Consider the following 25,989-nt stretch of genomic DNA (forward strand, 5'->3'; position numbering starts at 1 on the left):
CTCTCTCGCGTCGGGGCATGGCGGAAGTACGGTCGAATCCCGCCGCGTCCCGCGAAGCCCGTCGTGGGACGATTTGCAGTGTTTCCAACCGATGGGCGGGGGAGGAGCAGCCGTGCCCGAGGTGTCGCCGGTGACCGTTCCGTATGCGGCGTACTTGCGTGTGTACGAGCCGCTCGCGGCGTTTCCGCAGCCTGAGCGGGACCACTGGGAGCGGTACGCGAAGCGCGAGCATCACCCGACGTATCAGGACGAACTCCGCCGTTCTCTGGCCGACTTGTTGCCCACGCCGCCGGTTCCGGTGCCGGTGCACGAGAGCGACGACGCGTTCGTGGCCGAGATCGAGGGCGTCCTGTGCGTGTGCCCGTGGCGTACGCGGCTGCGCGGCTGGCAGGCCCTGGACGAGCTGTCGGGCCGGTTGCCGGCGCCGCTCCTGGACGCGGTGCTCCCGCCGGTGGTGCGCCGCCAGGCGGCCGGCGACTACGAGCGCTGGCTGGAGCGCAACCCGGACGCCCGGCCGTGGATCCGCACGGAGACCTGGCAGGTGCCGATCAACTGGTTCGTGCTCGTCTCCGACGAGGAGCGGGTGTACGAGCCGAAGTCCGCGCCAGGCGCGGCGGAGGGGGCGGGCGGGCCCGCGCTGCGCTACCGGACCCCGATGGTGCAGGCGCGGCGCCGGGTCGCGCGGGGCCTGAAGGCGCTGCGGGACGCGGTCGACGAGGGGCCGCTGATCGACGGCCTCGTGGACGTGGGGCGCTGGCTCGAGGAGTTCCACCCGCGTTCGTACGTCGAACTCGACTACGGCGGACTTGTGTACGTTCTCCCTCCGGACCACCTCGACGAGGATCACTCGGCTGCCGATGTCGCCGGGGGAATCGAAGCACTCCGCCGCGGTGACGCGGACGGAGCGAGCGAGGCGTACGCCCGGCTCGTGGAGCGGTGGCGCGCGGTGCGCGACCGGCGCCAGGCCAACTGAGGGACCGGACGCGGCGTCAAAGAGCGAGTCAACTGTCGGGCCGCGCGGGCTCCTTCGGGACCTACGTCCTGATCCGGGCGTTTGACTCAAGCGTGACGGACTGCACTAACTTCACCCTTGCGCCCATCACCCCTCCTCGTGCCAAAATAGGACAAGGAGCCCGGGGGGGGGGGGCTCCATCCGTCCATCTATGTCCATCCATAGGCAGCCATGGACGGATTACTCAGCATTGCACTGCCGTTGGGGGGTCTGACGACTCCTGATCGCTCTGTGACTGATCGTCACTGTGGCGTGACTGTCCGCTATGGCATGGTCCATCGGCTTCCGTCGCTGATGAACACCTGGGAGGGCAATTCCATCGGTTTGGCCGACGAGGCTGGACGGATGGTGTAGTTGTAGTGCCGAGGACAAGCCGTTCGTCCTATAACCGACTCGACCCGTGTCCGCCATTTCGGGCAACGCGGGTCAAGGTGCAGAATTTAAAGGAAAGAACCGAGAAGGTTCGGTTCTCCCGAGGAGGCCGCTCATGACCGCTCGCACCCCTGATGCCGAGCCGCTGCTGACCCCCGCCGAGGTCGCCACGATGTTCCGCGTGGACCCGAAGACCGTCACGCGCTGGGCCAAGGCTGGCAAGCTCACGTCGATCCGCACGCTCGGCGGGCACCGCCGTTACCGCGAGGCCGAGGTCCGCGCCCTGCTGGCGGGCATCCCCCAGCAGCGCAGCGAGGCCTGAGGCACCGCATAACGCAGCATTACCGGGCGTTCCGGGCCCCCCAACCCGTACCGCGCCCACCACTTGCTCCACACGACGCGGGTTCTGCCCCAACGGAACCCACGCCCACTGAAGCGTCATCTCAACTGCATCACGGGTGCGTCGTCGATCGCGCTGGACTCCGCCGGGTCCAGCGCGATCTTTTTTGTGCGCGCGAGGGCGCGGCCGGCGTGCCGGGACGGTGATCCGTGCGCGCCCTTGTGGGTGCTTGATCGGTCCCTGGTGGGTACCTGAAGGTCAGCTGTGAGGGCGGTGCAATTGCACATATTAAATTGAGCAGTTGTAGGGAGGGTGTAAGAAACGGTGTTTCCAAAACTAGTTCGGTGACACCCGTCACACCCCGGGACGCTTGTTGCTGATGACACCCTTGCGCTAGAGGGGATCCCGCCCGGAGCCCGTCCTCAGCCTGCCATCTCCCGAGGGGCGCGTGGGTCGGCTTTGGTCACTGCTTCCGGGGACTTTCGTCCCCGTCCCCCTCGCGGGCGCTCTCGGGCCCGTCCTGGGCCTCTGTGGCGGGGTCCAGGGCGAGACGGAGCAGCCGGTGGCAGATCGGGCAGTGCCGGGTCAGATGGCGGTGGCCGGACGCGGCGGAGAGGTGGGCGCGCAGGAGCGCCCTCACTTCGTGACGTTGTACGGGTGCCGCCATGGGCCCGCCTCCCATGCCTGTCTCTTCCTGGGCGCGCTTCTCGTTCCGGCGTACCCACGGCTCGTTCGGGAGTCAAGAAGGTGCGGCAACGCGAAGAGGCCCGCACCTTCCGGTGCGGGCCTCTTCGAACTGCGGTCCTGACGGGATTTGAACCCGCGGCCTCCACCTTGACAGGGTGGCGAGCACTCCAAACTGCTCCACAGGACCTTGCTTTGCTGCGCTGTTACCGCGTTGCGCTGCGAGCAGGACTCTACAGCAGTGCAGGCCCGCCGGTCGAACTCACTCCTTGCACACGGGCGATCACGGCGCCGCGGCGTCGATCGCCTTCACGATCCGCTTGTCCGAGACGGGGTACGCCGTGCCCAGGGCGTGCGCGAAATAGCTGACCCGCAGCTCCTCGATCATCCAGCGGATGTCCAGGACCTCCTGCGGCACGGGCCGCCCCTGCGGCAGCTGTTCGAGCAGCCAGGCGTACTCGTCCTGCATCTCGTGGACCTTCTCCATGCGGGTGGTGTCCCGCTGGACACTGGTCGGCATCTGCTGAAGGCGCCGGTCGGCCGCGACGAGGTAGCGCATCAGGTCGGGCAGCCGGCGAAGGCCGGTGTCCGTGACGAAGCCCGGGTGCACGAGCGCCGTCAGCTGCGTGCGCACGTCCTGCCGGTTGGGCAGCAGTGTCGGGCTGGTCGTGGCCTTCAGGCGGCGCTCACAGGCCTGCCAGGCGGCGAGGACCTGCTGCACCTGCCCGACCGTCCGCACGGTCGTGTCGACGATCTCCGCGCGCACCTTGTCGTAGAGCTTGCGGTACGACTCCTCGTCCCACGCGGGGCCCCCGAAGTCGGCGATCAGCTTGTCCGCGGCCGCCATCGCGCAGTCGTCGAAGAGGGCCTGCACGGTGCCGTGCGGGTTCGCGGACAGGGCGAGCTTCTGGGCGTTGGTCAGCTTGTCCGAGGCGAACTTGCCGGGGTTGACCGGGATGTTGCGCAGGATGAGCCGGCGCGTACCCTTCCACATGGCCTGCGCCTGCTCGGCCTCGGTGTCGAAGAGGCGTACGGAGACGGTGTCGCCGTCGTCGACCAGGGCCGGGTACGCCTTGACCGGCTGGCCGGCCCGCCGCGTCTCGAAGACCCGGGACAGCGTGCCGAGCGTCCAGTCGGTCAGGCCCGTGCGCTCGACGGACTCGCCGCCCGAGCGCTCGGCCGTCGCCGCGGCGGCCTTGGAGATCGCCTGGCGCGCCTTGGGCCGCAGCTTCAGCTTGAGCGCTTCCAGGTCCTTGTCCTCGGCGAGCTTGCGGCGCCGCTCGTCGACGATCCGGAACGTGATCTTGAGGTGGTCCGGTACGCGGCTCAGGTCGAAGTCGTCGGCCGAGACCGGGACGCCGACCATCCGCTGCAGCTCGCGCGCGAGCGTCATCGGCAGCGGTTCCTGCAGCGGGACCGCCCGGTCGAGGAACGCCTTCGCGAAGTTCGGGGCGGGTACGTAGTTGCGCCGGATCGGCTTCGGCAGCGAGCGGATCAGCTCCACCACGACGTCTTCGCGCAGGCCCGGGATCTGCCAGTCGAAGCCCTCGTCGGTGACCTGGTTGAGGACCTGGAGCGGGATGTGCACGGTCACGCCGTCCGCGTCCGCGCCCGGCTCGAACTGGTACGTCACCCGGAACTTCAGGTTCCGCTGGCGCCACACGTCCGGGTAGTCGTCCTTGGTGACGGCCTCCGCGGACTCGCGGATGAGCATGGACCGCTCGAAGTCGAGCAGCTCCGGCTCCTCGCGCTGCTTCTTCTTCCACCAGGAGTCGAAGTGCGCGCCGGACACGACGTCCGCGGGCACCCGCTGGTCGTAGAAGTCGTAGAGCGTGTCGTCGTCGACCACGATGTCGCGGCGCCGGGCCCGGTGCTCCAGCTCCTCGACCTCGGTGAGCAGCGCGCGGTTGGCGGCGAAGAACTTGTGGTGGGTGCGCCAGTCGCCCTCCACCAGGGCGTTGCGGATGAACAGCTCGCGGGAGACCTCGGGGTCGATCCGGCCGTAGTTCACCTTGCGCTGGGCGACGAGCGGGACGCCGTACAGCGTCACCTTCTCGTACGCCATCACGGTCGCCTGGTCCTTCTCCCAGTGCGGCTCGCTGTACGTGCGCTTCAGGAGGTGCTCGGCGAGCGGCTCGACCCACTCGGGCTCGATCTTCGCGTTGACCCGCGCCCAGAGCCGCGAGGTCTCCACCAGCTCCGCCGACATCACGAAGCGCGGCGGCTTCTTGAAGAGGGCCGAGCCGGGGAAGATCGCGAACTTGGCGTTGCGGGCGCCGATGTACTCGTTGCCCCCGCGGTTGCGCTCGCGCTGCTTGGGGTCCTTCTGCGCGGACTCCTTCGTCTCCTTCACGTCCTTCATCCCGATGTGGGAGAGGAGGCCGGAGAGGAGGGAGACGTGCACGGAGTCGCCGGGGGCGTCGTCCTCGTTGAGATGGATGCCCATCTGCTTGGCGACCGTGCGCAGCTGCGTGTAGATGTCCTGCCACTCGCGGATGCGCAGGAAGTTCAGGAACTCGCGCTTGCACATCCGGCGGAAGGCGGAGGAGCCCAGCTCCTTCTGCTGCTCGCGCACGTACCGCCACAGGTTCAGGAACGCCAGGAAGTCGCTGGTCTCGTCCTTGAAGCGGGCGTGGCTCTGGTCCGCCTGCTGCTGCTTGTCGGAGGGGCGCTCGCGCGGGTCCTGGATGGAGAGGGCGGCGGCGATCACCATGACCTCGCGCACGCACCCGTTCTTGTCGGCCTCCAGGACCATCCGGGCGAGGCGCGGGTCGACGGGCAGCTGGGCGAGCTTGCGCCCTTGCTGGGTGAGCCGCTTCTTCACGTCCTTCTCGCTCGGGTCCAACGCGCCGAGTTCGTGCAGGAGTTGGACGCCGTCGCGGATGTTGCGGTGGTCCGGCGGGTCGATGAAGGGGAACTTCTCGATGTCGCCGAGGCCCGCCGCCGTCATCTGGAGGATGACCGAGGCGAGGTTGGTGCGCAGGATCTCGGCGTCCGTGAACTCGGGGCGCGCGAGGAAGTCGTCCTCGGAGTACAGGCGGACGCAGATGCCGTCCGAGGTACGGCCGCAGCGGCCCTTGCGCTGGTTGGCGCTGGCCTGGCTGATCGCCTCGATGGGAAGGCGCTGCACCTTCGTACGGTGGCTGTAGCGGGAGATGCGGGCGGTGCCCGGGTCGATCACGTACTTGATGCCCGGGACGGTCAGCGAGGTCTCCGCGACGTTCGTGGCGAGCACGATGCGTCTTCCCGTGTGCTGCTGGAAGACGCGGTGCTGCTCGGCGTGCGAGAGGCGCGCGTACAGCGGCAGCACTTCAGTGAAACGGTACTTCTTCTTCTCCAGGGCGTCCGCGGTGTCGCGGATCTCCCGCTCGCCGGAGAGGAAGACGAGGATGTCGCCGTCGCCCTCGCGCTGGAGCTCCTCGACGGCGTCCGTGATCGCGGTGATCTGGTCGCGGTCGGAGTCGTCCGAGTCCTCCTCCAGGAGCGGCCGGTACCGGACCTCCACCGGGTACGTACGCCCGCTGACCTCGACGATCGGCGCGTCCCCGAAGTGCCGCGCGAACCGCTCCGGGTCGATCGTCGCCGACGTGATGACGACCTTGAGGTCCGGGCGCTTCGGCAGCAGCTGGGCCAGGTAGCCGAGCAGGAAGTCGATGTTGAGGGACCGCTCGTGGGCCTCGTCGATGATGATCGTGTCGTAGGCGCGCAGCTCGCGGTCGGTCTGGATCTCGGCGAGCAGGATGCCGTCCGTCATCAGCTTGACGAAGGTGGCGTCCTGGTCGACCTGGTCGGTGAAGCGGACCTTCCAGCCGACCGCCTCGCCCAGCGGCGTGTGCAGCTCGTCGGCGACGCGCTCGGCGACCGTACGGGCCGCGATCCGCCGGGGCTGGGTGTGCCCGATCATGCCGCGCACACCGCGGCCGAGGTCGAGACAGATCTTCGGGATCTGCGTCGTCTTGCCGGAGCCGGTCTCGCCCGCGACGATCACGACCTGGTGGTCGCGGATCGCGTCGGCGATCTCGTCCTTCTTCTGGCTGACGGGGAGCTGCTCGGGGTACGTGACGTCGAGCGCGGCCCGGCGCTCGCGCCGGACGGCCGTACGGGCCCCGGCCTTGACCGCCTCGGCGTCGATCTCGGCGATCACGGCGGTGCGCGCCTCGGGCTTGCGGATCTTGCGCGCCCCTTCGAGCCTGCGGCCCAGGCGGTGCGCGTCACGGAGGGACAGCTCGGAGAGGCGCCGCGCGACGGCGGCGAGCTGGTCAGTGGCGGGGGCAGGCTGCGTAGACATACGTCCTCCAGGATCTCACCTCGGAGAAATTCGTGGCGAACGGTTTTGCCGGGGCCCCCTTTACGTCGTATGTGCCGGGTTTTTCAGGGTGTACGTCCCCTATGTCTGCCTTAGCGTCTTCGGTATGTCCTCCTTGTCCGAACCTCCAGCACCGCGGCCCCACCCGCCCCACGGCGAGCACGGCCGGCCGCCGACGGGGGCCGAGCGCTGGGCCTCGTACAAGAAGTCGCCGTTCCTGCCGGCGTGCGTGCTCGTCGTCATCCTGGCCGCGGCGGCGGCGCTGTTCGCGGCCTCGTACACGTACTCCATGGCCAATCCGACGCCGCACGCCATCCCGACGGCGGTCACCGGGGAGCCGGACGAGCGGGGCAAGACCTTCGTCGGCGCGATGGAGAAGGCGCTCGACGCACAGCTCGACCTGAAGCGCTACACCACCCGTGCGGAGGCGCTGGAGGCGATCGAGGAGCAGCGGGTCTTCGCCATCCTCGACGTACGCGACAAGGGGTCCCGCGTCGACCTGGACATCTCCAGCGCCTCCGGGGTCTCCGTCGCCCAGGTGTTCCAGCAGGCGGGGCCCGTGGTCAGCGAGAAGACCGGGATCCCGGTGTCGGTGAAGGACCTGAACCCGCTGCAGAAGGGCGATCCGCGCGGGCTCGCGATCTTCTACATCTCCCTCGCCGCCGTGATCATCGGCTTCGTCGGGGCGATCCAGCTGAGCGTCCACGCGCGCGGGCTGAACCCCGCCGAACGGATCGCCTTCACGATCGTCTACGCCCTGTTCGGCGGCTTCGCCGTGGCGGCGGTCGTGGACTGGGGCCTCGGCGCCCTCGACCTGCCCTTCGTCGAGTCCTGGCTGATCCTCGCGCTGACGATGTTCAGCTGCGGGATGGTCTTCACGATGTTCAACACGTTCTTCCACCGCTGGGCGATGATCCCGACCTGGGGGCTGCTCGTCCTGGTGGGCAACCCGGCGTCGGGCGGGGCGGTGGCGCCGCCGCTCCTTCCCACCGTGGTCGGCCGTCTGGGGCAGTGGCTGCCGCCGGGGGCGTCGGTGAACGCGCAGCACACGGCGGTCTACTTCCAGGGCCACCAGCACGCCTTCCCGTTCCTGGTGCTCACCGGGTGGGCGGTGGTGTCGAGCGGCCTGTTCTGGTTCTGGCGCCACAAGCACCCGGGCGGACGCGGGACACAGCCGCTGCACGCGGCGGCCGTATAGCCGCAGGGAGGACGGCGGACACAACGCAATAGGCCCCGTCCGGAGACGGGGCCTAATTCCTGTGGCTGGGGCCGGGATCGAACCGGCGACCTATCGCTTTTCAGGCGATCGCTCGTACCAACTGAGCTACCCAGCCACGAAGTCCACGAGGAACTTCAGCGGTCCTGACGGGATTTGAACCCGCGGCCTCCACCTTGACAGGGTGGCGAGCACTCCAAACTGCTCCACAGGACCAAGCTTTGTGTGCAACATTGTCGCACACGATCTTGCGTGCCCCCAACGGGATTCGAACCCGTGCTACCGCCTTGAAAGGGCGGCGTCCTAGGCCGCTAGACGATGAGGGCTATCGGCCCGCCTGGGCGCTTCGCAGCGCGTCGGGGACGTGAGAAGCATATGGGATGCGGGGAGCTATCGCCAAAACGGTTTACGGCGCCTTCGGGGAGGCGGGAGCGGACGACGCGGGAGAGGGGGTCGCCCCGGGCTGGTTCTCCTTCGGTAGATGGCGGCTGACCTCGGCCGTCGTCAGTCCCAGACCGCCCAGCCTGATCTCGTCCCAGGCCTGCAGGCGCTTGGTCTGGCTGTCCAGGTAGAGCACGGACGCCTCCACCGGGTCGGGGTGCTGCCCCTCGACCGCGCGGAGCCCGCTGCCGCCGGTCGAGCCCTCGGTGCGGAGCCGGGTGCCGAGCGGGAGCACCTCCATCTCCTGGTGGTGGATGTGGCCGGTGAGGGCGAGCGGCACCGCGCCGTCCGTCTCGCGCGCCGCCGCCGGCTCGTGCGCGAGGGCGATGTCGACGGGGCTGCCCGCCGCCCGCTGGTCACGGATGGCCGAGGCGAGCCGGATGCCCGCCAGGCGCTCGGCCGCGTTGCCCAGCGCCTCGGTCGAGCGGTCGGGCGTGTACTGCGGGTCGCCGGTGCCGGCGATGCGAAGGCCTGCGACGGTGACGGCCCTGCCGTCGTCGAGCACCCGCACGTTCGGGAACCGCTCGCGGGACGACAGGTACTTCTGCGTCGTCTTCGAGTCGTGGTTGCCGCGGACCCACACGTAGGGCGCGCCCAGGTCCCTGATCGGGTCGAGGAAGGCGTTCTCGGCGGCGGAGCCGTGGTCCATGGTGTCGCCGGTGTCGATGATCACCGAGATCTTGTACTGCTCGACGAGCGAGCCGATGATCTTCCACGAGGCCGGGTTGAGATGGATGTCGGAGACGTGCAGGACGCGGATCGTGGACGGGTCCGGGCGGTACGTGGGCAGCGTCGACGTCACGTCGTAGAGCTTGGTGACGTTGGTGACCAGGCGGGCCAACTCCCGCTGGTAGACGTCGAACTCGGTGACGATCGAGCGCGCGTTGCCGACCACCGAGGGCGCCGAGGAGAGCAGCCCGGAGAACCGGGGCTCCAGGACCGACTTCGGGTTCCAGGTCGCGTACGCGGTGCCGCCCGACGCCGCGAGCAGGGTGAGGGCGAGACCGCCGGCGGCCAGGGCGCGGCGGGGGCGGCGGTAGACGGCGAGGCCGAGCGCGGTCGCCCCGGAGACGACCGCCACGCAGGAGCGGACGGCCAGGTCGAGGGTGCCGTGCTCGACGTCGCGGGCCACCTCGTCCTGGAGCCCGGAGAGGCGCTCGGGGTGGTCGACGAGGGCGCGGGAGCGGACCGGGTCCAGACGGTCCACGTCGACGTCGAGGCGGATCGGGGCCGTGTGCGAGTCCAGCTCCAGGGCGCCGAGCGGCGACACGTTGATCTTCGTGCCGCCGGACAGGGACGGGCGCAGCGTCATCCGGGTGTCCATGGGGCCCACCGGCGTACGGACGCTGCCGACGACCAGGAGGCCGAGCCAGGCGCCGAGCAGGACGACCGCGACCAGGCCGAGGGCGCGCGCGTACGGGTGGGGCGCGTGCTGGGCCGACAGGGTCACGGGCCTGTGGTGACGGGAGCGGTGGCGGCGCAGAAGGGCCGAGGAGACGGTGCGGGCACCCCGTACACGGTGCAGGGCTCGGCGTATGGCGACAGCGGGCGGTCGGGCCATTGCTCCCGTATGCCCAAGTGGACGGGTGGATATGCGGGGTCGTACCCGACAATGGCCGTGTGCTGGAGATGACGCGCGAGGAGTTCGAGGAACTGGTGGCCGAGGCGCTCGACCGGATCCCGCCCGAGCTGACGCGGCTCATGGACAACGTCGCGGTGTTCGTCGAGGACGAGCCGCCCGCCGACGATCCCGAGCTGCTCGGGCTCTACGAGGGGACGCCGCTCACCGACCGCGGCGAGTGGTACGCGGGCGTCCTGCCGGACCGGATCACGATCTACCGGGGGCCGACGCTGCGGATGTGCGACAACCGGGAGGACGTCGTCGCCGAGACGGAGATCACGGTGGTGCACGAGATCGCGCACCACTTCGGGATCGACGACGCGAGGCTGCACGCGCTCGGGTACGGCTGAGACTCCGGCACGGGCGGGTGGTCTTTGTGCGGGCTTTGTGCGGTACGGGCGCCGCGCGTGTCCTCTTGCGGGGCACGGGAGTTGGGACGGGTGTCCCCGTCACATGCCCGGAGGTGCTCGTCCGTGAGCCGGCTGCCCGTACCGCTTAGTGCCCTTCGCCTCGGCCGCCTGGCCACGACCACGGTGGCCGTCGCCGCCGCCGCCGGATGCATGAGCGTCGCCGACGACGCCGACGGCAGGCCGCCCGCGCCCTCGCACTCCGCCACCCACCGCGAGCAGGGCGCCGCGCCCGACGGCGGCACGATGGTCACCGACGGCGTCGGCCCGGCGGGCGCGCGGTCCGGGCAGCGGCCCGCGCGCCCGGAGGGCTCCGCGTCGGCGTCGGAGTCGCCGGGGGCCGCGTCGCCCACCGCCTCCGCGCCGCAGGGCGGCGGGCAGACCCCGGCGCAGCAGCAGCCGCGGCCCGGCCGCAGCACCCCGTCCGCGCGGCCGAGCACGCCGCGGGCCACCCCGACGACGCCCACACCGACGCCGACGAAGGAGACGCCGACACCGACGCCCACGCCGTCCCCTACCACCGCGGAGCCGTCGTCGTCCGCGCACGAGCAGCGGGCGGCCCCGCAGCTGATGGGGGAGCCGGAGCCGCGGGCCGGCAGCCCGGCGTGAGACGGGGCGCCTGAGGCCGGTGTGACGCGGGTCTCAGGGTGGCGGTTTGCCTTCGGGGGTGGGGGGTGCGTATGGTGGTAGATCGTTTGATCCCATTTGCCCGGCGCCGCACAGGAGCGCCGCGTGGCGCGTACTCTCCCTTGCCGTGGCTGGACCGCATTGAGGCGGTCGATTTGCGAAACCGCGAATACACGGAGTTGACGGGCGCGTGCCGAAACTCCGGAAGGTTTCGCATTTCGCATGTCCATTTCTGCTGACCAGAACACCATCGAGAACAACACGGCCGACAACGACGCCCTCGTCGAGGCCGTCGACACCGCCGTCGAGGCCGTCGAGAACGACGTCGACACCGCCGTCGAGGCCGTCGAGAACGACGAGCCCACCCTCACCTTCGCCGACCTCGGGCTGCCCGAGCCGGTCGTGCGCAAGCTCGCGCAGAACGGTGTGACCACCCCCTTCCCGATCCAGGCCGCGACCATCCCGGACGCCCTGGCCGGCAAGGACATCCTCGGCCGCGGCCGCACCGGCTCCGGCAAGACGCTCTCCTTCGGCCTGCCGACGCTGGCCCGCCTCGCCGGCGGCCGCAGCGAGAAGCACAAGCCGCGCGCCGTCATCCTCACGCCGACGCGTGAGCTGGCCATGCAGGTCGCGGATGCCCTCCAGCCCTACGGCGACCAGGTCGGCCTCAAGATGAAGGTCGTCTGCGGCGGTACCTCGATGGGCAACCAGATCTACGCCCTGGAGCGCGGCGTCGACATCCTCGTCGCCACCCCGGGCCGACTGCGCGACATCATCAACCGCGGCGCCTGCTCCCTGGAGAACATCGAGGTCGCCGTCCTCGACGAGGCCGACCAGATGTCCGACCTGGGCTTCCTGCCCGAGGTCACCGAGCTGCTCGACCAGGTCCCGGCCGGCGGCCAGCGGATGCTCTTCTCCGCCACCATGGAGAACGAGATCAAGACCCTCGTCGACCGGTACCTCAACGAGCCGGTGCTGCACGAGGTCGACGCCGCCCAGGGCGCCGTCACGACCATGTCGCACCACATCCTCATCGTGAAGCCCAAGGACAAGGCGCCGGTCACCGCGGCCATCGCCTCCCGCAAGGGCCGCACGATCATCTTCGTCCGCACCCAGCTGGGCGCCGACCGCATCGCCGAGCAGCTGCGCGACGCGGGCGTGAAGGCCGACGCGCTGCACGGCGGCATGACCCAGGGCGCGCGCACCCGCACCCTCGCCGACTTCAAGGACGGCTACGTCAACGCGCTGGTCGCCACCGACGTCGCCGCCCGCGGCATCCACGTCGACGGCATCGACCTCGTCCTGAACGTGGACCCGGCCGGCGACCACAAGGACTACCTGCACCGCGCGGGCCGCACCGCCCGGGCCGGCCGCACCGGCACGGTCGTCTCGCTCTCCCTGCCGCACCAGCGCCGCCAGATCTTCCGCCTCATGGAGGACGCGGGCGTCGACGCCGGGCGCCACATCATCCAGGGCGGCGCCGCCTTCGACCCGGAGGTCGCGGAGATCACCGGGGCCCGGTCCATGACCGAGGTCGAGGCCGAGTCCGCGGGCAACGCCGCGCAGCAGGCCGAGCGCGAGGTCACCCAGCTGACCAAGCAGCTGGAGCGTGCCACCCGGCGCGCCGCCGAGCTGCGCGAGCAGGCCGACCGGCTCACCGCCCGCGCCGCCCGTGACCGCGGCGAGGACGAGGAGGGCGTGGCCGCGGCCGTCGCCGCCGCCGCGGAGGCCGCCGCCGCGCAGGTCGCCGAGGCCGTCGCCGCCGAGGTGCCGCAGCAGGCCGAGCGCGCCGAGCGTTCGTCCTCGTACGAGCAGCCGCGTCAGCGCCGTGACGAGCGGGGCAACTTCGAGCGCCGCGACCGTCGTGACGACCGTGGTGGCCGGGGTGGCTTCGAGCGTCGTGACAACGACCGTGGTGGTTTCCGCCGGGACAACGACCGTCGTGACGACCGTGGTGCCCGTGGCGGTTTCGAGCGTCGTGACAACGACCGTGGTGGTTTCCGCCGGGACAACGACCGTCGTGACGACCGTGGCGCCCGTGGTGGCTTCGAGCGCCGCGACAACGACCGTGGCGGCCGTGGCGGTTTCGAGCGTCGTGACAACGACCGTGGTGGTTTCCGCCGGGACAACGACCGTCGTGACGACCGTGGCGCCCGTGGTGGCTTCGAGCGTCGTGACAACGACCGTGGTGGTTTCCGCCGCGACAACGACCGTCGTGACGACCGTGGCGGCTTCCGCCGCGACGACCGCCCGTCCGGCGGCCACCGTGGCAGCGACCGCCCGTTCAACCGCGACCGCCAGGGCGACCGCCCCACCACCGGCCACCGCCCCTACGGCCGCCGTGACGACCACCGCGGCGCGGGCTCGGGCTCGGGCTCGTCCTTCGGCCGCCGCGACGAGAAGCCGCGCTGGAAGCGCAACGGCTGAGGCCAGGCATTGAACTGAGGGCCCGGGAGACGTACTTCGTCTCCCGGGCCCTTTGCTGTCGGTGCCGACTGTTAGGCTCCGGACGCTCTGCGTGTCAGGGCCATGTACTTTTCGAGGGGCCCCACACCCTCCGCCATGGGATCAGTTCCGCCGTTCTGCCATGTCCGGGAGGGACCCGTTGGGTCGTCACTATTTCGCGCGGCGCCGAAGAGCTGCCCGCATCGCTGCCGTTCTCGCAGTCACCACGGTGAGCGCGACAGCGCTCATCACCGGTGCGCCCCAGGACGCGACCGCCGCCCCGGCCGACGAGGCGGTCATACCGGCCACGCTGCGTGCCGAGCCACGGGACGACAGAGTCGTCATGGCGGGGGACTCCGGCTTCATCCACCGGCGTGAGGGCGACGGTGTGCTCTGGACGCCGTACGCCGACCCGGGCGCGTCCAAGAAGCTCGATTCGCTTTTGGGTAACACCAGCAGGTACGGGTACAACGGGGCATGGGGCGACATTACGGCGCGCCCCTTCCTCCTCGGCAACGCCTCCACGGTGACCTTCCACAACATGAGCGATGGAACCGAGTGGAAGCTGGTGCTGCCTGCGGGCCAGACCTATGTCGCCAGCTTCGGCGAGACCGTGCTCAGCGCCACGTACGAGGGCAGACAGGTGGTCTCCTGGCATCTGCTCGACATGGTGGACGGGAAGATGCGCGACCGTCCCGTGACCGGCTTCCCGGCCGGTGCCACGCTGGGGTCCGGACCCGGGTCGTCGAACGGCCAGGGCTTTCTCACCAGGTACACAGAGGGCGAGGCCGACCATCTCGCCTGGGTCGACCTGGCCGGAGCGACCGCGACCACCGTTCCGCTGGAGTACGTCCGGAGCAGTACGCGCTGGGCGCTGCTCGGAGACCGGCTCACGATGTGGAACACCGACAATACCGTCGCCGTCTTCGACACGGCGGACTTCACGAAGCCGCTGCGCACCCTGACCGTCCCGTACGAGAAGGACGCACGGCTCCTGGGCCTGGCAGGGGACTCGCTGCTCATCGCTCGTTACCCGGCCTCCGCTGACGGCTCGACGCCCGACGTGAACTCCCGCGTGCATCGCATCGTTGCCGTGCCGACGGACGGCGGCGCCGAGCGCACGCTCCTGACGCGGGCGAGCGCGGAGGTCGACACCGCACGGGACGGCAGCATGGTCGTCGTCGCGGGCAGCGATCCCGAGGCGGCGAGCATCCAGCGGATCACGGTCGTCGGGGGGACGCCGCGCGCCGACCTGGTCAGCTCCATCGCGCCGGTGCGGTCTCAGAGCCGCGTGTCGTCCCTGGCGAACGGCGTGCTGCTCACTGTCGACTCCGTGATGGGGGCCGGTCTGCAGCTCAACCGCCGATCCGTATCGACCGGCTCATCCCTCGACTACTCCGCCGCCGTCGAGCAGAAGGGGTTCACCGGCCTGCAGTGGTCCGACTGCTTCGCGAGCTTTCCCTGCCCCGATGTGCTGGCCACCGGCGACGGCCGCACACTCGCCGATGACACTTACACCGATGTGCCTCTGCTCGTGTCCGCCGACGGCACGCGAAGCACGCCCTTGAACACGACGCTCACTCAGCCCCAGCTCAGCGCCGCAGCTGGCCGGTTCGCACTCCTGCAGGGCTGGGACGCGGAGTTCACGCAGTCCTACGCGCAGGTGATCGACCTCGACAGGAACGCTCCGGTGCGCACCTTCGCGGCGGGTGGCGACTACGCGCTGTGGGGCCGCACACTGTGGCAAGGCAGCATGTCAGGCACCTACGTACCCCTGGATGTCGTCACTGGCGCCAAGGGCACAGCCGTCACCGTGGGCAACGGGTGCTCCAGCCCCTTCGGTCTGAAGGCCGCCGGAAAGTGGCTGTACTGGCAGTGTGCCGGCGGCACCGCCAAGGGGGTGCTGAGAAACCTTGCGACGGGCAAGTCCATTGCGCTCCACCGGAGCGCTTCCGCGGTCGGTGACGGCTGGATCGCGTCCCGAGTCGACAACGAGGTCGTCGTGGAGGATGTGACCTCGGGCCAGCCGACCGAGGTCACCCGCTTCGCTTCGCAGAACGACTTGGTGGCCGACCCCTACGGCGGTCCGCTCGTCTGGGTCGACACCCAGCAGAACGTCCATGTCCGCCGCGTCGGCTCAGCCACGTCGCCCCTCGCCCAGACCGACGCGGCAGCCCCGGCCTCCGTCGCCGTCAAGGGCGGCGCCGCCTCGTGGGCGCCACGGTGGTGGCTGTCGAAGCCTGCCGCCTCCTGGACGCTCACCCTGAAGAACAAGGCGACCGGAGCGACGGTCCGTACGCTCACCGGCGGTGAGACGCGTGGCGTGATCACTGCCGCGTGGAACGGCACGACCGCCACGGGCGCGCTCGTCGCGAACGGCGCGTACTCCTGGACGCTGACGGCCAAGCCCGCTGACGGAGTCGGCGCCGCCCTCACCTCGACCGGCACCGTGGGGGTCTCCGGAGCCGCTGGCCCCGCGTCGCGCGACATGGTCGGCCGGGACGGTTTCGGTGACCTCCTCACCATGAACTCCTCCGGTGCCTTCACCTACCAGCACGGCACCGGCGGCGGCACCTTCTCCGGGAAGACCGCGGCGAGCGGCTGGCCGACGGCGACGGTCGGGGTGCCGTTCGGTGACGCGGACTCCGACGGCGACAATGAGACCCTGGTCAGGACCACCACGGGCGAGCTGCGCTCCTACCGCACCCGGGGCGGCGCCCTCAAGCCGACCACCCCGTACACCAAGATCGGTCCCGGCTGGAACAACTACGACAGTCTCGTCTCCCCCGGTGACCTCACCGGGGACGGGCTGCCGGATCTGCTCGCCCGGAACATCTCCACCGGTGACCTCTACTCCTATCCCGGCAAGAGCGACGGAACGCTCGGTACGCGGAAGAGGATCGGGCCCGGCTGGGGCGGCTACACGATCATCCCCGCCGGGGACGTGGACGGCGACGGTATCGGGGACGTCTTCGCGCGCCGCAAGGACGGGACGCTGTTCCGGTACGAAGGTGCGGGGGACGGCGCGTGGAAGCCGCGGGTTCAGATGTTCCAGAACTGGGGCAACTCCTACAACACCATCCTCGGCGCCGGTGACCTCACCGGTGACGGTCGCGGTGACCTCGTCGCCCGGGACACCTCCGGCAACCTGTACCGCTACGACGGCATCGCCGGCGGCTCCTTCGCCCCCCGGGTGAAGATCGCCACCGGGTGGAACGTGTACAAGGGCGTCTTCTAGCCGCATGGCGCGCCCCCGGCGAGGGAATCGCTGGGGGCATGACAAAAGAAGCGGATGGCCTCGCCGGCCGGGGAGCCGTGTCTGGCGCGCCCGGTACGGATGAGGAGCGGCTCGCTCAGCTCGGGTACACGCAGGTGCTGGCCCGGCGCATGTCGGCGTTCTCCAACTACGCCGTCTCCTTCACGATCATCTCGGTCCTGTCCGGCTGTCTGACGATGTATCAGTTCGGCATGGACACCGGCGGCCCGGTCCTCATCACGTGGGGCTGGGTCGCCGTCGGGCTGATGACCCTTTTCGTGGGGTTGTCCATGGCCGAGATCTGCTCGGCCTACCCGACCTCGGCGGGGCTCTACTTCTGGGCGCGCATGCTCGCACCCGCACGCTCCGCGGCCGCCTGGGCCTGGTTCACCGGGTGGTTCAACGTGCTCGGGCAGGTCGCCGTGACCGCCGGGATCGACTTCGGCGCCGCGTCCTTCCTGGGCGCCTATCTGAACCTGCAGTTCGGGTTCGGGGTGACCCCCGGGCGGACCATCCTGCTGTTCGCCGCCATCCTGATCCTGCACGGCCTCCTCAACACCTTCGGCGTCCGCATCGTCGCCGTACTCAACAGCGTGAGTGTGTGGTGGCACGTGGGCGGGGTTGTGGTGATCGTTGCCGCCCTTGCCTTCGTGCCCGACCGGCACCAGTCCGCCTCGTTCGTCTTCGGCGAGTTCGTGAACAACACCGGCTGGGGCAGCAGCGCGTACGTCGTCCTCATCGGGCTGCTCATGGCCCAGTACACCTTCACCGGCTACGACGCCTCGGCCCATATGACCGAGGAGACGCACGACGCCTCCACGGCGGGCCCGAAGGGGATCGTGCGGTCCATCTGGACGTCGTGGATCGCCGGGTTCGTGCTGCTGCTCGGCTTCACGTTCGCCATCCAGTCCTACGACGGCGCCCGCGAGTCGGCGACCGGCGCGCCCCCGGCGCAGATCCTGCTCGACGCCCTCGGCGCGACGGCGGGCAAGCTGCTCCTGCTCGTCGTGATCGGCGCCCAGCTGTTCTGCGGGATGGCCTCGGTCACCGCCAACAGCCGCATGATCTACGCGTTCTCGCGCGACGGGGCGCTCCCGTTCTCCCGGCTCTGGCACACGGTCAGTCCCCGTACGCGGACACCGGTGGCGGCGGTGTGGCTGGCGGCCGGGGGCGCGCTGGTGCTCGGGCTGCCGTATCTGATCAACCGGACGGCGTACACGGCGGTGACGTCGATCGCGGTCATCGGGCTCTACCTCGCGTACGCCGTGCCGACCCTGCTGCGGCTGCGCAAGGGCAGCTCCTTCGAGCGCGGGCCGTGGCACCTGGGCCGCTGGTCGGGTGTGGTGGGCGTGGTGGCGGTGGTCTGGGTCGGCGTCATCACCGTGCTCTTCATGCTGCCGCAGGTCTCGCCCGTGACCTGGGAGACCTTCAACTACGCACCGGTCGCCGTCCTCGTCGTGCTCGGGTTCGCCGGGGTGTGGTGGGGGGTGTCGGCCCGCCACTGGTTCCTGCGGTGACCGGCCGCCCGGCGGCCGTCCCGGGGTGCTGACACCCCGTGTTGGCGATACCCGATCGGAGTCCCGGCGCCGTCCGGCTATGCTCAGGGGTGCGTCGGCCGCGGCCGGCGCGTGGACCCTTAGCTCAATTGGCAGAGCAGTGGACTTTTAATCCATTGGTTGTGGGTTCGAGTCCCACAGGGTCTACGCAAGTGAACCGCCCCCACCTGCGGCGCAAGCCGCGGGTGGGGGCGGTTCTGCTGTCAGCCGGGAACTCAGTCGTTCGCGCACTCGCCCGAGGTCGGGTTGAGCAGCGCGAGGACGTCGACGCCGACGCCGCAGACGTTGGCCTGGAGGTTCACCGGAACCTGGATGTTGTTGCCGGAGAGGACACCCGGGCTGTTCTGGGCGTTGCCCACGGCGGTGGCGCCGTCGGGGCCGTCGCTCCCGTGCGCGGAGGCCATGGCGGCGGAGCCCAGAACGGTGGTGCCGGCCAGGACGGCGGCGGCGGCGAATACGCGGAGTCGCATCGAATCTCCCTGAGAGATGGGGAAAAGGGGATGACTCGACTATCACCCTGGAGCGAGCGACCTAGCCTGTTGAATTGGTCCATACGTGGATATGCCCGTATTTAGCGGCTCCTGGGCTCCCGGGAGGCGTCTCAGTCCTTCTGCAGCACCCGCGCGATCCGCGGCCCGAGCCAGCGCTTCAGCGAGCGCAGCGCCTGCGTCCGCTCGATCGCCCGGTCGACGCGGTAGTACAGCTGCGGCGGTACGTACGGGAGCAGCGGCGAGTGGCGCTGGCCGAGCAGGGCGAACATCTGGTGGGGCGCCAGGCCGACATAGCGCGGCAGGTTCTCGTACCAGCCGGCGCTGTGCCGCGCCGCGCTCTGCTGGGGGAGCAGGGCGCGCTTGCGTTCGCGCTCGTAGGCGCGCAGGGCCGAGGAGAGGGGGGCCGGGGTGCGCAGGGCGGCGGCCAGGGACATGGCGTCCTGCATGGCCAGGGTGGTGCCCGCGCCGATGGAGTAGTGGGTGGTGTGGGCGGCGTCGCCGATCAGGACGAGGTTGTCGCGGGACCAGGCGCGGTTGGTGACGGTCGGGAAGGTCTGCCACTGCGCGGGGCCCTCGACGTCCGTGCGGCCGATGAGCGGGTGTCCGTCCAGCGGCGCGGCCAGGAGTTTCTCCAGGAGCCGCAGCGCCTCGCCGCGTTCCATGGTGTCGAGGCCGAGACCGGACCATGTGTGCGGGGCGCATTCGACGATGCAGGTGCTGTGCTCGCCGTCGAAGCCGTACGCGTACGACCAGAGCCAGCCGTGCTCGGTCTCGGCGAAGGCGAAGGTGAAGGAGCGGAAGACCTTGGTGGTGCCGAGCCAGATGAACCGGTTGCGGCCCGCCTCGATCCGCGTGCCGAAGTGGTCGGCGTGCCGGTCGCGCAGGGCGCTGCGGGCGCCGTCCCCGGCCACGACGAGGTCGGCGTCGAGCAGCGGGTCGCCGGGGGCGACGGGGTGGCCGTGGTGGACGGACACGCCCAGGTCGGTGGCGCGTTCGGCCAGGATGCGCAGCAGTTCGTGGCGGCCGACGGCGAAGCCCTCGTCGCCGTGGTGGACGGTGACGAGGTCGCGGACGTGCGCGACGCCGTCGCTCCAGCGCGCCGAGCGCTCGGCGATCGCGCGGGCGGACGGCGCGTCGTGCGCCGTGAGCGTGTCGAGCATGGCGGGCCAGTAGGTGACGCCCCAGCCGTACGTCGATCCGGCCGCGTTCTTCTCGAAGACGCTGATGTCGCGGGCGGGGTCCTGGGTCTTCAGCAGGATGGACAGGTACAGGGACGCGGGCCCTCCGCCCACGCAGACCACCTTCATGCGGTTCCTCTCCTAGGGCGTACCTGCGTACGGCGCATATTCTTCTCCTTTTCAGCATGTATCCCGGTATAGACCGTTACTGGGCCCGCGCCGCGCCGTTGAACAGGTGACGGCTGCGACCACGTGGCCGCACCTGCCAAGCAGAAGGAGAACGTGATGTCTCGCATCGCGAAGGCCGCGGCTGTCGCTGTCGGCACGGGTGCCGTGGTGCTCAGCGGAGCCGGTCTGGCCATGGCCGACGCGGACGCCGCGGGTGCCGCCGCCAACTCGCCGGGCGTCCTCTCGGGCAACCTGCTCCAGGTCCCGGTCAACATCCCGCTCAACGTCTGCGGCAACACCGTCGACGTCATCGGCCTGCTGAACCCGGCGTTCGGCAACAGCTGCGCCGACGACGGCCAGGACGACGACCACGGCCACCACGGCGGCGGTCACCACGGCGGCGGCCACGACGACGGTGGCAACGGCGACGGCGAGAACGGCGGCTACGGCGACTGAACCCGCCCCCTCCCCGACGGCCCTCGGCACGGCGGTGCCGGGGGCCGTTCCGCGTGCCGTTCGCCGCCGGCGTTCACTCGTACGCGTACCGGGAGCGGTGCTCCAGCATGTCCCGCAGGGGCGTGTCCCACGGCGGCATGGTGTCGCCCACGGCGAGGACGTGGCGGTGGTGCTCGCCGGGCAGGTACGGGTCCGCCTGCGGATGGCGCTCGCACCAGCGCGACCAGCACAGGTCGACGAAGGCGTGGTGCAGCCAGAAGACCGGGTCGTTCACCGAACCGGCGCCCAGCATGTGGCCGCTGACCCAGCGGTGCACCCGGTTGTGGTTGTACCAGGTGCGGTCGCCACGCCGGGTGGGCCAGCCCTCGAACCTGTTGCGGAACCCGGCGGACGCGACCGAGTTCCACGGGTCGGTGTCGTACACCGGCTCCCGCATGGCGCCTTCCAGCTCCGCCTTGGCCGGCAGATCCACCGGGTCCTTCGGGCGGCCGAAGTCGCGCATGAGGAAGTCGCCCTCCGTCACGGCCACCTTGATGTCCCAGTGGCCGTGCTGGTGGGCGAACGGGCCGGTGGTGACCTGGTGGTCCGAGCGGCGGCCGTTGCCGCCGAGGAAGTCGGCGCCCCAGAGCGACGCGCCCGGCGTACGGTCCACGGTCCAGTCCCAGTACGGCACCGTGACCCCCGGATCGACCTTCCGCAGCGCCGTCTCGAACTCCAGCAGGAACTTGCGGTGCCAGGGGAAGAAGGACGGCGTCATGTGCGCCACGCGCAGGCCGCCGTCGCCGTCGCCCCGGTAGAAGTCGATGTGCGTGCCGACGAAGTCGTCGTAGCGGCCGGTGCGTTTGAGCGTGAGCACGGCGTCCACGAAACGCTTCTTCTGACCCTTGCTCAGGTTGCGCTGGTTCTGGCGGGTGTACGTCACCGCTCACGCCTCCCGGATGTGCGGCCGCAGGGCCTGGCCGCCCAGTTCGGCGACCGCGCCGCGCGCGGCGGCCAGCGGGCCTTCGTACGCGTCGTAGTGGTCGACCATGCTGAGGTAGGAGCCGTCGGCGCGGCGCATCAGGTGCAGCGGGCGGCCGTCCACGGTGACCTGCCAGGCGCCGTCCGCGCCGGGCCCCCGTACGCCGGAGATCCGGCGGCCCAGGTACACCTCGTCGAACGACTCGGCTTCGGGGCGCTGGGCGGCGGCGGACAGCAGGCGCGGCACGGCGGTCGCGGTGGTGGCGGCGGCGAGCAGGATCAGGGCCGCGCTGCGCCGGGTGAGGTACGTCTCGGGGTTCATCGCCGGCGGGCCCGTCAGCTCGTCCAGAAGTCCCACCAGCGGGTGAGGACCAGCATCCCCACGGCGCCGATGTGCACGACGGGCGGCACCCACGGGAACTCGGCGCCGAAGGTGCGCGCCCAGGACGGGGCGGGGAGCCGGCCCTCGCGGACGTTGGCCGCGGTCACCGACCAGAACAGGGTGATGGTCGCCGCCCAGGCCAGACAGCACCACAGGCACAGGGAGTTGATCCGGTAGAGCGACTCGAACTGCAGCCAGGTCACGAAGCAGACCCCGAAGAGGCAGCCCGCGTCGAGGACCAGCCAGTACCAGCGGGGGAAGCGGGCGCCGGCGAGCAGGCTCACGCCGACGCAGAGGACCACCGCGTAGGCGGCGAGCCCGAGCATCGGGTTGGGGAAGCCGAAGGCGGCGGCCTGCTCGCTCTTCATGATGTTGCCGCAGGACACCACCGGGTTCAGGCTGCACCCGGGCGTGAAGTCCGGGTCCTCCAGCAGCTTGAACTTGTCGAGGGTGATCACCCAGGACGCCAGCAGGCCCGCGGCCCCGGCGGCGACCAGGACCCGGGCGAGGGCGAGGCCCCGCGGGCGGGACGGGGAGGCGGAGGGGCCGCTCCCGTCGGGTCCGGCCTGAGCCGGTACGGGCGCGGCGGCCCGCTGGACGTCGGTGCTCACTGGGCCTCCTCGGTGCTAGGCACGGATCCGGCGGACGGGCAGCACGCAGTGCGCGGAGGCCGTCAGGGTCGCCTCGTCCCCGGCGAAGGCCGTCAGCTCCTCCTCGGCGACGGCCTGGCCGGGCTGGGCGGCGGGCCAGGGGCGGGTGGTGAAGAGGAAGTAGGCGACGCCCTGCGCCTCGGCGGCGGCGAGCCACTCGGGCGGCGCCGGGCACTGGGCCTTGAGCGGCGGGATGGTGAGGACGGCCTGGCCCGCCTCGACGAGCAGGGAGACGGGGAAGCTCGGCTGGCGCACGCCGCTGTGGACGGTGTCGCCCACGGTCAGCCCGTTGTTCTGGAGGAGTGCGCGCAGGGCCGTCTCGGCGGCTTCGGGGCCCGCCGGGGAATCGCCGGTGGTGTAGGCGAGGAGGAAGGGCATGTCGCCCTCGCCCTCGGAGATCTCACCGCTCCAGGCGAGTACGGCCACAGTTCCCATATCTGCCGCGCGGAACGGGGCGGCAGCAGTCGGCGTAGAAGTCACCGGGCAACCCTAGCCATTCGCGATCCGGGCCCGGCCGGAATATCACTCGTACGGTCGAAAGCGAAAGCCGGTTCGAGAAAGGGAATTCTCGAACCGGCTTTCGAAGAGTGATTTCTCGATGCGTTTCGCGCAACCCGTCACTTACCGAGCGGAAGACCGCCGAGCAGCCCGGAGGGGGCGCCGGGGGCGCTGCCCGGGTTGAGGATCTTGGTGGCCCCGGTGAGGGTGCCGACCAAGCCCTTCTCGTGCTTCGGGTCGAGCAGGTTGGTGTCCACCGGCGAGCTGAGCGACGGCGTGTTGGTGATCTGCGTCAGCGCGTCGTTCAGACCGCCGTTCAGGCTCATGGGAGGGAGGTCCGACGTGTCCGCGGCGAACGCGGGAGCGGCGGCACCGGCGAGCACCAGGGAACCGGCTGCGACAGCGGCGGCCTTCAGAGCCTTCATGGTTTTCCTTCTTTCGACGGAACTGGATCTTCACCCGCTTCAACGAGCGGCTCCGCCGACGGAAACGGAGGTCAGGGCTTCTGCGCGCCGCCGATCCACTGCGAGGTGAGGCTCTCGACCAGGGAGGACACGGCCGCGCGCAGGTCGGAGGTGGCGTCGGCGGTGTCGCCCCCAGCCGCCGCCTTCACGTACGCGGTGATCGCGTCGTGCAGGCCGGCCAGGGCCTCCGTCTGGTCCTCGGTGGCGTCCTTCGGCATCGCCTTGTCGATCGCCTCGGCCTGCTTCCGGCCTTCCTGCGGCGTCAGTTCGGTGCTGTCCCCGGCCGGCTCGGCGGGCAGCGCCGCGGGCTCGGCGGGCTCGGCGGCGAGGGGCGCGGGGGCGGGCGCGGCGGCCTCCGGGGCGGTCTTGGCGGGCGCCGCCGCCGGCGGCGCGGGCTGGGCGCCCGTTCCGAGGAGGCCGCCGAGCAGGCCGGTGACCGGCGAGAGGATGCTGCCCAGGACGCCTGCCGGGGGCGCCGGATCGGCCGCGAGGGCGGAGGCGGCGAAGGTGGAGCGGGCCGGCTCGACGGCGGTGCCCGCCGCGAACACGGGCGCCGCGGCACCGCCGATCAGGAAGGACGCGCAGAGGGCGGTGGTCGCGAGGCGCCGTACGGGCAGAGCGGACATGTTTTCGCCTTTCGAGGAAGGTGTCGCTTGAGATCACCGTGGGACGCCCCACACCGGCCTGCAACCGAACCGCGCTCATACGGGCCAAACGGCGACGGCCGCCCCCCGAATGGGGAGCGGCCGCCGCGGAAGAGCCGACTGGTCGTCAGTCGTTGACGCAGGTGTTGCCGAACGCCGGGTTCAGCAGACCGATGACGTCGACGGTGTTGCCGCACAGGTTGACCGGGATGTGGATCGGGACCTGGACGGCGTTGCCCGAGATGACACCGGGGGAGTTGGTGGCGGCACCCTGCGCGCCGCTGTCGGCGGCGGCGATTCCGGCGCTGCCGGCCATGGCGGCGGCTGCCACCGCGGAGAAGACGACTGCCTTGGCGGTACGCGACATGAACATGCTCCTTGGGGGTCGTTCCATTCGGCCGGGGCAGGTGCCCGGCTTGTGGTGCAACGGAGCGACGATGGTCGGGGTTGCGGCTCCGAACGGGTGAATAAGCGTTAGGGCATTGAAGTGCGTCACGGAGGGTCTCCGTGAGTCGGGCAGTAATTTCACAACTCCAACACACATCGTGTATCAAGTGAAATCCGCATTCCCGTCGCACCGTCATCGCTCTCGTACGTGGGGCTTGGGTCCGTACGGCTTGACGGATAAATATGACTTTCTTATGTGCTCCCTGAAAGGGAAGTCGGCCGTGCGCAATGTCAAAGGCTGTCTCCTGCGTCGAACGACCGTGGGCCTGCTGTCCCTCGCCGCCGTGGCCCTGACCGCCCGGGCGACCGCGACCGCTACCGCTACCGCTCCGGTGGCCGAGGAGTCCCGCATCCCGTTCACGACGCGCTACGAGGCCGTCCTGCACGGCGGCGTCGTGCGCGCGGCCAACGCGTCGATCACCTGCGGCGACGCCACGCGGGCGAAGGCCACCGGGACGAAGATCGGCTGTTCGGGGGCGCGCGCGGGCGCGGCGGCGGTCAACGGCCAGTTCGACATGGCCTACACGGACGTCGACCGCGACCCGAACACCTACAACTCGTCCCGGGCCGAGGTCCGCGTCCCCGACGGCGCGCGGGTCACCTACGCCCGGCTGTACTGGGGCGGGAACCTGAGCGTCGGGGAGCAGAAGCCGCCGCGCGACAACGGGCGGGTGCTCGTGGCCGAGCCGGGCGGGCAGTACAAGGAGGTCCTCGCCGACCGCGCGATCGGGCACCGGGTGGCGGGCGGCGCGGACGCGTTCCAGGCCTCCGCCGACGTCACCGACCTGGTACGGAGCGCTGGTTCGGGGCTCTGGACGGTGGCGCAGGTCAACATCGCGAAGGGGCGCTCGGACGCCGGGGCCTGGGGCGGCTGGACGCTCGTGGCCGCGTACGAGAAGAAGTCCGCGCCGCTGCGGCACGTGTTCGTGCGGGACGGCTTCGACCTCTTCGACAAGAAGCACCCCGTCCAGGACTTCCGGGTGCGGACGGCACCGGCCACCGGCACCGGCGGCTACCTCGGTCTCGTCGCCTACAACGGAGACCGGGGCCGGACCGGTGACGCGCTGACCGTCTCCGCGGGCCGCGGCAAACCGGTGGCGCTCACCGACCGGGCCAACCCCGCGCAGGACGTCCTCAACTCGACCATCAGCGAGCCCGGCAGGCACCCCGCCCGGCGCGTCCCCGCGCACGGCAACACCCTGGGCTACGACTCCGACGTGCTTCCGCTCGGCCGCGCCGTCCCCCGGGGCGCGAAGGCGCTGGACGTCCGCCTCGTCTCCCGTCAGGACGCGGCCTGGACCGGGGTGTTCTTCGGCGCCCTCGACGTCGCCCGCTCCTGAACCGCCCGCCGTACCTCAGCAGAGGACG

22 protein-coding genes and 5 tRNA genes are annotated in these 25,989 nt (G+C 70.6%); 11 read left to right on the forward strand and 16 right to left on the reverse strand.

Going from position 1 to position 25,989, the window contains the following annotated elements; all coding sequences use genetic code 11:
• Positions 1–112: 112 nt before the first annotated feature.
• Positions 113–973: a hypothetical protein gene (locus C1N81_RS24970; RefSeq protein WP_394432655.1), complete on the forward strand. Its 861-nt coding sequence runs from the start codon at positions 113–115 to the stop codon at positions 971–973.
• A gap of 526 nt (positions 974–1,499) precedes the next feature.
• A complete protein-coding gene (gene bldC / locus C1N81_RS24975; RefSeq protein WP_003949541.1) occupies positions 1,500–1,706 on the forward strand; it encodes a developmental transcriptional regulator BldC in 207 nt (68 codons plus the stop codon).
• A 481-nt stretch (positions 1,707–2,187) separates the two neighbouring features.
• Here bldC and C1N81_RS24980 read toward each other — a convergent pair whose 3' ends face one another.
• The 3 genes from C1N81_RS24980 to hrpA form a co-directional block, all read right to left on the reverse strand.
• Entirely contained in the window at positions 2,188–2,391 is a 204-nt protein-coding gene (locus tag C1N81_RS24980) for a DUF6274 family protein (protein WP_394432657.1), read from the reverse strand.
• Positions 2,392–2,523: 132 nt separating this feature from the next.
• A tRNA-Asp gene (locus C1N81_RS24985) sits at positions 2,524–2,598 on the reverse strand.
• Between the two features lie 93 nt (positions 2,599–2,691).
• The gene (gene hrpA, locus C1N81_RS24990; RefSeq protein WP_394432659.1) at positions 2,692–6,696 is read right to left on the reverse strand and encodes an ATP-dependent RNA helicase HrpA; all 4,005 of its coding nucleotides are present in this window, start codon (positions 6,694–6,696) and stop codon (positions 2,692–2,694) included.
• A gap of 124 nt (positions 6,697–6,820) precedes the next feature.
• Between hrpA and C1N81_RS24995 the strand changes: the two genes are divergently transcribed.
• The gene (locus tag C1N81_RS24995; protein WP_394432661.1) at positions 6,821–7,912 is read left to right on the forward strand and encodes an ABC transporter permease; all 1,092 of its coding nucleotides are present in this window, start codon (positions 6,821–6,823) and stop codon (positions 7,910–7,912) included.
• 62 nt (positions 7,913–7,974) lie between these two features.
• Here the strand turns inward: C1N81_RS24995 and C1N81_RS25000 are convergent.
• From C1N81_RS25000 to C1N81_RS25015, 4 genes are all read right to left on the reverse strand, one after another.
• A tRNA-Phe gene (locus tag C1N81_RS25000) sits at positions 7,975–8,048 on the reverse strand.
• Positions 8,049–8,071: 23 nt separating this feature from the next.
• Positions 8,072–8,146 (reverse strand) — tRNA-Asp (locus C1N81_RS25005).
• Positions 8,147–8,183: 37 nt separating this feature from the next.
• Positions 8,184–8,256: transfer RNA gene (locus tag C1N81_RS25010), tRNA-Glu, on the reverse strand.
• 80 nt (positions 8,257–8,336) lie between these two features.
• Positions 8,337–9,932 (reverse strand): metallophosphoesterase family protein, encoded by a 1,596-nt coding sequence (locus C1N81_RS25015; protein WP_394432663.1) that lies wholly within the window; start codon positions 9,930–9,932, stop codon positions 8,337–8,339.
• Between the two features lie 59 nt (positions 9,933–9,991).
• Here C1N81_RS25015 and C1N81_RS25020 point away from each other — a divergent pair, with 59 nt between their 5' ends.
• The 6 genes from C1N81_RS25020 to C1N81_RS25045 all read left to right on the forward strand — a co-directional run bounded on the left by C1N81_RS25020 (position 9,992) and on the right by C1N81_RS25045 (position 18,430).
• Positions 9,992–10,342, forward strand: a complete 351-nt coding sequence (locus C1N81_RS25020) for a metallopeptidase family protein (protein ID WP_394432664.1) — start codon at positions 9,992–9,994, stop codon at positions 10,340–10,342.
• A 123-nt stretch (positions 10,343–10,465) separates the two neighbouring features.
• Positions 10,466–11,008, forward strand: coding sequence for a hypothetical protein (locus C1N81_RS25025; protein ID WP_394432666.1), 543 nt, complete (start codon positions 10,466–10,468; stop codon positions 11,006–11,008).
• Between the two features lie 240 nt (positions 11,009–11,248).
• The gene (locus tag C1N81_RS25030; protein WP_394432668.1) at positions 11,249–13,453 is read left to right on the forward strand and encodes a DEAD/DEAH box helicase; all 2,205 of its coding nucleotides are present in this window, start codon (positions 11,249–11,251) and stop codon (positions 13,451–13,453) included.
• 247 nt (positions 13,454–13,700) lie between these two features.
• Complete coding sequence (locus tag C1N81_RS25035) at positions 13,701–16,709, forward strand: FG-GAP-like repeat-containing protein (RefSeq protein WP_394432670.1); 3,009 nt, start codon at positions 13,701–13,703, stop codon at positions 16,707–16,709.
• A gap of 38 nt (positions 16,710–16,747) precedes the next feature.
• Positions 16,748–18,244, forward strand: coding sequence for an amino acid permease (locus tag C1N81_RS25040; protein ID WP_394432672.1), 1,497 nt, complete (start codon positions 16,748–16,750; stop codon positions 18,242–18,244).
• Between the two features lie 113 nt (positions 18,245–18,357).
• Positions 18,358–18,430 (forward strand) — tRNA-Lys (locus C1N81_RS25045).
• 68 nt (positions 18,431–18,498) lie between these two features.
• Here the strand turns inward: C1N81_RS25045 and C1N81_RS25050 are convergent.
• Positions 18,499–18,753, reverse strand: a complete 255-nt coding sequence (locus tag C1N81_RS25050; protein ID WP_394432674.1) for a chaplin — start codon at positions 18,751–18,753, stop codon at positions 18,499–18,501.
• A gap of 131 nt (positions 18,754–18,884) precedes the next feature.
• Positions 18,885–20,081 (reverse strand): FAD-dependent monooxygenase, encoded by a 1,197-nt coding sequence (locus C1N81_RS25055; protein WP_394432676.1) that lies wholly within the window; start codon positions 20,079–20,081, stop codon positions 18,885–18,887.
• Between the two features lie 156 nt (positions 20,082–20,237).
• On the opposite strand from C1N81_RS25055, the gene C1N81_RS25060 reads away from it, so the two are divergent.
• Entirely contained in the window at positions 20,238–20,576 is a 339-nt protein-coding gene (locus C1N81_RS25060; protein ID WP_394432678.1) for a chaplin, read from the forward strand.
• Between the two features lie 73 nt (positions 20,577–20,649).
• On the opposite strand, the gene C1N81_RS25065 is transcribed toward C1N81_RS25060, so the two are convergent.
• The 7 genes from C1N81_RS25065 to C1N81_RS25095 form a co-directional block, all read right to left on the reverse strand.
• The gene (locus tag C1N81_RS25065) at positions 20,650–21,498 is read right to left on the reverse strand and encodes a tyrosinase family protein (RefSeq protein ID WP_394432680.1); all 849 of its coding nucleotides are present in this window, start codon (positions 21,496–21,498) and stop codon (positions 20,650–20,652) included.
• A gap of 3 nt (positions 21,499–21,501) precedes the next feature.
• Positions 21,502–21,894, reverse strand: coding sequence for a tyrosinase family oxidase copper chaperone (locus tag C1N81_RS25070; RefSeq protein ID WP_394432682.1), 393 nt, complete (start codon positions 21,892–21,894; stop codon positions 21,502–21,504).
• Positions 21,873–22,529, reverse strand: coding sequence for a vitamin K epoxide reductase family protein (locus C1N81_RS25075; RefSeq protein WP_394432683.1), 657 nt, complete (start codon positions 22,527–22,529; stop codon positions 21,873–21,875). The genes C1N81_RS25070 and C1N81_RS25075 overlap by 22 nt, the downstream gene beginning before the upstream one ends.
• A gap of 15 nt (positions 22,530–22,544) precedes the next feature.
• On the reverse strand, positions 22,545–23,048 hold the full coding sequence (locus C1N81_RS25080; protein WP_394432684.1) for a DUF5949 family protein: 504 nt from the start codon (positions 23,046–23,048) through the stop codon (positions 22,545–22,547).
• Between the two features lie 137 nt (positions 23,049–23,185).
• Positions 23,186–23,491: a hypothetical protein gene (locus C1N81_RS25085; RefSeq protein WP_394432686.1), complete on the reverse strand. Its 306-nt coding sequence runs from the start codon at positions 23,489–23,491 to the stop codon at positions 23,186–23,188.
• 71 nt (positions 23,492–23,562) lie between these two features.
• On the reverse strand, positions 23,563–24,156 hold the full coding sequence (locus C1N81_RS25090; protein ID WP_394432687.1) for a hypothetical protein: 594 nt from the start codon (positions 24,154–24,156) through the stop codon (positions 23,563–23,565).
• A gap of 145 nt (positions 24,157–24,301) precedes the next feature.
• On the reverse strand, positions 24,302–24,541 hold the full coding sequence (locus C1N81_RS25095; protein WP_394432689.1) for a chaplin: 240 nt from the start codon (positions 24,539–24,541) through the stop codon (positions 24,302–24,304).
• 301 nt (positions 24,542–24,842) lie between these two features.
• Between C1N81_RS25095 and C1N81_RS25100 the strand changes: the two genes are divergently transcribed.
• Entirely contained in the window at positions 24,843–25,961 is a 1,119-nt protein-coding gene (locus C1N81_RS25100) for a DUF3344 domain-containing protein (protein WP_394432691.1), read from the forward strand.
• Positions 25,962–25,989 lie beyond the last annotated feature (28 nt).

It is taken from the genome of Streptomyces sp. SGAir0957 (genome assembly GCF_043523415.1).